The sequence below is a fragment of the Streptomyces sp. rh34 genome (assembly GCF_002551245.1).
Taxonomy (GTDB): Bacteria; Actinomycetota; Actinomycetes; order Streptomycetales; family Streptomycetaceae; genus Streptomyces.
Window position 1 is genome coordinate 1 of the sequence record NZ_NTGZ01000372.1, and the last position, 5,357, is coordinate 5,357.

The window sequence follows — 5,357 nt, forward strand, 5'->3', positions numbered from 1 at the left end:
CATCGGGGTCGCGGCCTTGGGGGCGGCGGCCGCGCGGGCGGCGAGCGCGGTCACGGTGGGCGCCGCGAACACGTCGGCGACCGACAGTTTCACGCCGAGCCGGCCGCGGATCCGGACGGCGAGCCGGATCGCGAGCTGGGAGTGGCCGCCCAGGTGGAAGAAGTCGTCGTGCGGGCCGATCTCCTCCGGGGGGAGCTCCAGGAGTTCGGCGAACATCTTGCGCAGGGAGGTCTCCGCGGTGGCGGCCGGCAGTTCGGTAGTCATCTGCGTCACGGTCCTGACACTAGGGAGGCGAAACACGGGCGGGCGCGCGTCGGCAGTCACCGCGTGCGCTCTCCGCGCTCTCGGTCACTTGAGGTCTATCGCAGGGGATGCGGGCTCGGAGGAGATCGCGCTGGAGGTCATGGTTCGCCAGGCGCCGGCCGTCATCACCGTCATCGCGACGAAGGCCACCCAGAAGGGCGCGGTGATCCCGAAGGCTTGACCAATCAGGCCGCCGAGTAGTGAGCCGAGGGCAAACCCGCCCATGCTGAAGAGCAGGTAGACACTGTTGACCCGGCCGAACAGCTCGCTGGGGGTGATGCGTTGGCGGAGAGTCACGGAAACGACGCCCCAGATGGCGGCGTGGGCTCCGAAGACGACCAGAGTGGCGGCCGCCACCCACGGAAGCCGGGTCACCGCCAGGACGAGGTAGGTGAGCGTCTCCACGACCAGGCCGACGCGCAACAGCGGGCCCGTGCCGAACCGCTTGCCCAGCCGGGCGACGGACAACGTGCCCATCACGCCGCCGACGGCGGTGGCGGCCAGCAGGAAGCCGTAGCCGACTTCGGAGAGCCCGAGGCGTTCCCGCGCGTACAGGACGTAGGCGGCGAACGCGCCGCCGTAGGTGATATTCATCAGGCCGATGGTGATCGCCAGGATCCGCAGGGGTCGATGGTGCCAGAGCCAGCGCATCCCCTCGCCGATCTCCTGTCGGACGGACCGGCGCGGCTTGGTGGGGGCGGCGGTCTCCGCCGAGGTCGGGGCGTCGCCCATCGAGTGGCGGATGGAGAGCATCAGGAGTGCGGAGAGGGCGAAGCAGGCCGCGTCAAGCCCGAACGGGACCGCCGCGGCGACGACGAAGAGCCACCCGCCCAGCGGCGGGCCCCCGAACTGATTGCCGACCATGCGCGCGCCGGAGAGCCAGGCGTTTGCCTTGGCGAGGTCGTCCGCGGCAACCACACTCGGCAGCAGTGCCTGGCCGGCGTTGTCGGACAGGGTGGCGCCCACGCCGAGCAGGAAGACCGCGGCGTAGACGATGGGGATGGTCGCCCATCCCTGCCACACCAGGTAGGCGAGGGTGCCCATCACCACCGCCCGGCCGATGCCGACCACACCGACGGTGAGCCACCGGTCGACCCGGTCCACGAAGGCTCCGCTGAACAGCGAGAACAAGAGCCAGGGAAGCTGCTGGGCGAATACCGCTCCGCCGACAACCGCCGGGTCCGTGCTGATCTGCGCCATCAGGAGGGGCCCCGCCGCGAGGGTTATTCCATCCGCTAACGAGGAAAGCCCGGATGCCAGCCAGAACTTGCCGTAGGCACCCCTAAGAATATGACTCATAAAGCTGGCATCCTACCAACCGTTTTTAGGCGCGCGAGCCTTTTCCCGGGGCTATGTGATGCGATACCAGAAGCGCGCCGGGCGCGCAATGATGGGTGCCCGTCCGGAGCGATCACCTTATTCCCTCCAGAAGTTCGGGCAGCAGGCTCGTGAGTTTCTCCATTGTTTCATCCAGGGCGAAATGGCCGGTTTCCGCCAGGTGGAGCGAGAAGGCCTCGGAGGTCTCCTCGCGCCAGGCCGAGACGGCGGCGATGTCCACGTACGGGTCGGCGCGGCCGCAGACCGCGAGGACGGGGACGTCGAGCGGTGCGCCGGGAGTGTTCCGCGCCTCCTCCGCCAGCCGGAAGTCGGCCCGCAGCGTCGTCTCGAAAAGTTCCATCACCTCGGGGTCGGCGAGGACGGACTCGTCCAGGCCGCCGTAGGCCGCGACACGCTCGAAGAAGGCGTCACGGGGCAGCCGGTGGATCGCTTCCGAGGCCCGGCGACGACTCGGCCCGGCAACAGCGGAGACCACCAGGAGAACCGGGCGCGAGCGGCAGGAGGCCCGCAGTCGACGGGCCAGCTCGAACGCCACGATGCTGCCGGAGCAGTGGCCGAGCAGGACGAACGGCCGGTCGGTCAAGGGGGCGACCGCCGGCTCCAGCTGGTCCACCAGCAGCCGGATGTCGTCGATCGGCGGCTCGTCGATCCGGTTCTCCCGGCCGGGGAACCGGATCGCGCAGAGTTCGACCTCGGGCGGCAGCCGCTTGGCCCACGGCGTGAACGGGGCCGCACCCGCCCCCGCGTGCGGGAAGCAGATCACCCGCAGCCGAGGGTCCGCCACCCGCTGGGGGCGCACGATCCATCGTCGGCCGGCGAGGCGGCTGCGCAGACCTGCCGCCGATGTCAGCGCGGTCACCTCAGCCCTCCCTTCGGGCGAAAACGGTGTGGAGATCGCTCCCGTGGTACTCCGCGGCCTGCCGCACCACCGTGCGCAGACCGTTGCGTTCGAAGTGGCCGGTCACCGCGGCGAGCGCACCGTCCCGGTCTGCCACCTCGACGGCGGCGTTGGCGATCTTCGGCCAGAGTTCCGGGCCGATCCCCTCCAGCACCCGCACCTCGAAGCCCTCGACATCGATCTTGAGGAAGTCGACGCGGTCGAGTCCGGCATCGGCCGTGAAGGCGTCCAGTCGGGTCACCGCGCAGTCCACCAGCTGACGCTCGGCAAGGGACTCGTCGAGCATCTCCCGCACCTCATCCAGAAACTCCTCCTGGAGTTCCGGTTCCACGTCCTCCACGACGCGGCCGAGGAAGGACGCGGCCAGCGCCCGGTCGGCAGCCGGGTCGGCGTCGAACCCGGACATCATCGTGTAGTTCGGGTAGTACGTCATGGTCAGGGACCGCTCCTCCGCACCCAGCGCCGTGTTGTGCAGCGTCACGCCGGGCAGGTGGCCGGCGTTCTTCCGGAGCACATCGAATACGTCCGGCACCGGTTCAAAGGAGAAGATCCGGGCGCCTGGCCATTTCTGGGCGGCAAAGATCGTGAAAAGACCGATATTGGCGCCGACGTCGAGGACGACCGGCTCCCTGGCCAGCGTCACACCGCCCGGCGGAATATAGGACTCGTCGTGGAATATCTCCCGATACAGGTAGTCCGTCTCGTTGCCGTTGAGACTGAACACGGATATCCCGTTGGGCAGATTTTTCAGAACCGTCACCGTGCGAACTCCTTCGGCTGCTGTTCGCCTGCTGCCACTGCCCGACAGGCTAGAAGTCCGACGCGCACCGAAGCGGCAGTACCGGCGGCAGCTCCGCGCCCGAAGCCTGTCAGCGTGCGTCGAAGCACGTCGCCCCGGGGTGGTGGATGAAGTCCTCGTGCACCGAGCGGACGATGTCGGGGCGGGTCACGTTCCTCGTTCCCGTCGCACCGTCGGCCACCGCCACCCGCTCGGCCCATGCCCTTCTCAGCGCGTCGGCGCGGGCCTGCCGGCCGGGGGCGGATTCCACGGGTACAGGGGACGGTAACGAGGCCATGAGACGGCTCCCACGTGTGCGACGGCTGTCGGCTTTGCGTCACCCCGCGGGGTGACGTACCCGGCCAACGTATAGGGCAGGTGCGATCGGGCGCAAAGGTGAAACCCCGCTGATACCAGAGCGATCCGGCCATCGTCAGCACCCGGCCGGAGCCGCTGAGGACGTGCCCTGCGTGGCGGGTCGGACGAGTCGTCTGTAGCGGCAGAGGGCTGCGGCGCGTCCGGCGGGACACGGTCCAAGTGCCGCCGTTACTGCCGCCCCGGATGCCGGTCGATCTCGGTGCGCGCGGCTATCGTCTGGTGCGGTGATTCCTCTATCGTTTGGCCAAAACCGACTGTGGCTGCTGGATCAGTTCGAGGGAACGGGCTGGACTTATAACGGAGTTGTGCAGGTCCGCCTGCGGGGACTGCTGGACGTGACGGCCCTGGACGCGGCCGTGTCCGACGTCCTGAAGCGGCACGAGGTGCTGCGGACGGTCTTCCCCGGTGACGACGGCACGCCCCGCCAGGAGGTCCTACCGCACCACCGCGGCCTTGCCCCGCTCACCGTGGTCGACGTACCTCCCGGCGGACTCGACGCGCTGCTGGAGCGCAGCGCCCGGCGTCCGTTCCGACTGACCGACGAGATCGCGTTCACCGCCACGCTCTTCACCGTGTCACCGCGGGAACACGTGCTGCACCTGGTGATGCATCACATCGTCATGGACGGCTGGTCGGTGCGCCCCCTCATGCGTGACCTCGCCCTCGCCTACACCGCCCGTCGGGGTGGCGGCGCTCCTCAGTGGGAGCCACTGCCCGTGCAGTATTCCGAGTTCGCGCGCTGGCAGCGGGACACACTGGGCGAGGCCACCGACCCCGGCTCGCTGCTGAGCGAACAACTGGACCACTGGCGCGCGGCGCTGGCCGCGATGCCGGAGGAAATGGTGCTGCCCGCCGACCGCGCGCGGCCGGACACTCCGTCCTACCGCGGGGCTTCCGTGCCGTTCGTCATCGACGCCGGACTTCACCGCCGGCTGCTCGACCTCGCGCGGGAGTCCAGGGCCACCCTGTTCATGGTGACGCACGCCGCTCTCGGCGCGCTGTTCGGCCGCCTCGGCGCCGGTGACGACATTCCCGTCGGGACCAGCGTGGCGGGGCGCTTGGACGAGGCGCTGGATGATCTGGTGGGCTTCTTCGTCAACACCGTCGTCCTGCGAACCGACGTCTCCGGCAACCCGACCGTCCGCGAACTCATAGGCCGGGTGCGCGACACCGACCTCGCCGCGTTCGACCAGCAGGAGGCACCGTTCGACGCCGTGGTGGAGGCCATCGCCCCACGTCGCGTCTTCGGCCGACACCCCCTCGCCCAGACCATGCTGGCGATCCACAGCTTCCAGCCGCCCGCACCGGACTTTCCCGGCCTGGACGTCGAGGTCGGCGACGGCGGCCACATCGAACGCCACTCCGCCAAGTTCGACCTCTACTTCGACCTCACCGAGACCTGGGACAGCGACGGCGGCCCGGCCGGCGTCCGGGGTGAACTCAAGTACGCGACCGACCTGTGGGACGAGGGCTCCGCCCGGTCGCTGGCCGAGCGTTTCGCTCTGACCCTCACGGCGATGGCCGCCGGCCCGCACCGGCTGGTCTCCGATCTGGACCTGCTCTCGGAACGGGAGCGGCTGCTTGTAACGGCCGGGCCCGCCCGGGTCCTGGATCGCCGGCTTCGGCTGCTGCCGCCAGGCGTGCCGGGCGAGCTGTACCTCG

6 protein-coding genes are annotated in these 5,357 nt (G+C 69.5%); 1 reads left to right on the forward strand and 5 read right to left on the reverse strand.

The window, feature by feature from the left end; all coding sequences use genetic code 11:
* The 5 genes from CR470_RS35405 to CR470_RS35425 form a co-directional block, all read right to left on the reverse strand.
* Positions 1-264: acyl carrier protein (locus CR470_RS35405; RefSeq protein ID WP_257139028.1), on the reverse strand; the 264-nt coding region annotated here is incomplete at its 3' end.
* Between the two features lie 84 nt (positions 265-348).
* A complete protein-coding gene (locus tag CR470_RS35410; RefSeq protein WP_097871641.1) occupies positions 349-1,602 on the reverse strand; it encodes an MFS transporter in 1,254 nt (417 codons plus the stop codon).
* A 112-nt stretch (positions 1,603-1,714) separates the two neighbouring features.
* Positions 1,715-2,500: a thioesterase II family protein gene (locus CR470_RS35415; RefSeq protein WP_179892483.1), complete on the reverse strand. Its 786-nt coding sequence runs from the start codon at positions 2,498-2,500 to the stop codon at positions 1,715-1,717.
* Position 2,501: 1 nt separating this feature from the next.
* A complete protein-coding gene (locus CR470_RS35420) occupies positions 2,502-3,299 on the reverse strand; it encodes an FkbM family methyltransferase (RefSeq protein ID WP_179892484.1) in 798 nt (265 codons plus the stop codon).
* Positions 3,300-3,408: 109 nt separating this feature from the next.
* Positions 3,409-3,588, reverse strand: a complete 180-nt coding sequence (locus CR470_RS35425) for a hypothetical protein (RefSeq protein WP_097871648.1) — start codon at positions 3,586-3,588, stop codon at positions 3,409-3,411.
* Positions 3,589-3,919: 331 nt separating this feature from the next.
* Here CR470_RS35425 and CR470_RS35430 point away from each other — a divergent pair.
* Positions 3,920-5,357, forward strand: a 1,438-nt coding sequence (locus tag CR470_RS35430; protein ID WP_257139027.1) for a condensation domain-containing protein, incomplete at its 3' end; no start/stop codon positions are given.

Coding starts and splice junctions, on each gene's coding strand:
- CR470_RS35410 (WP_097871641.1), bottom strand. CDS start 1,602: ATGAGTCATATTCTTAGGGGTGCCTACGGCAAGTTCTGGCTGGCATCC.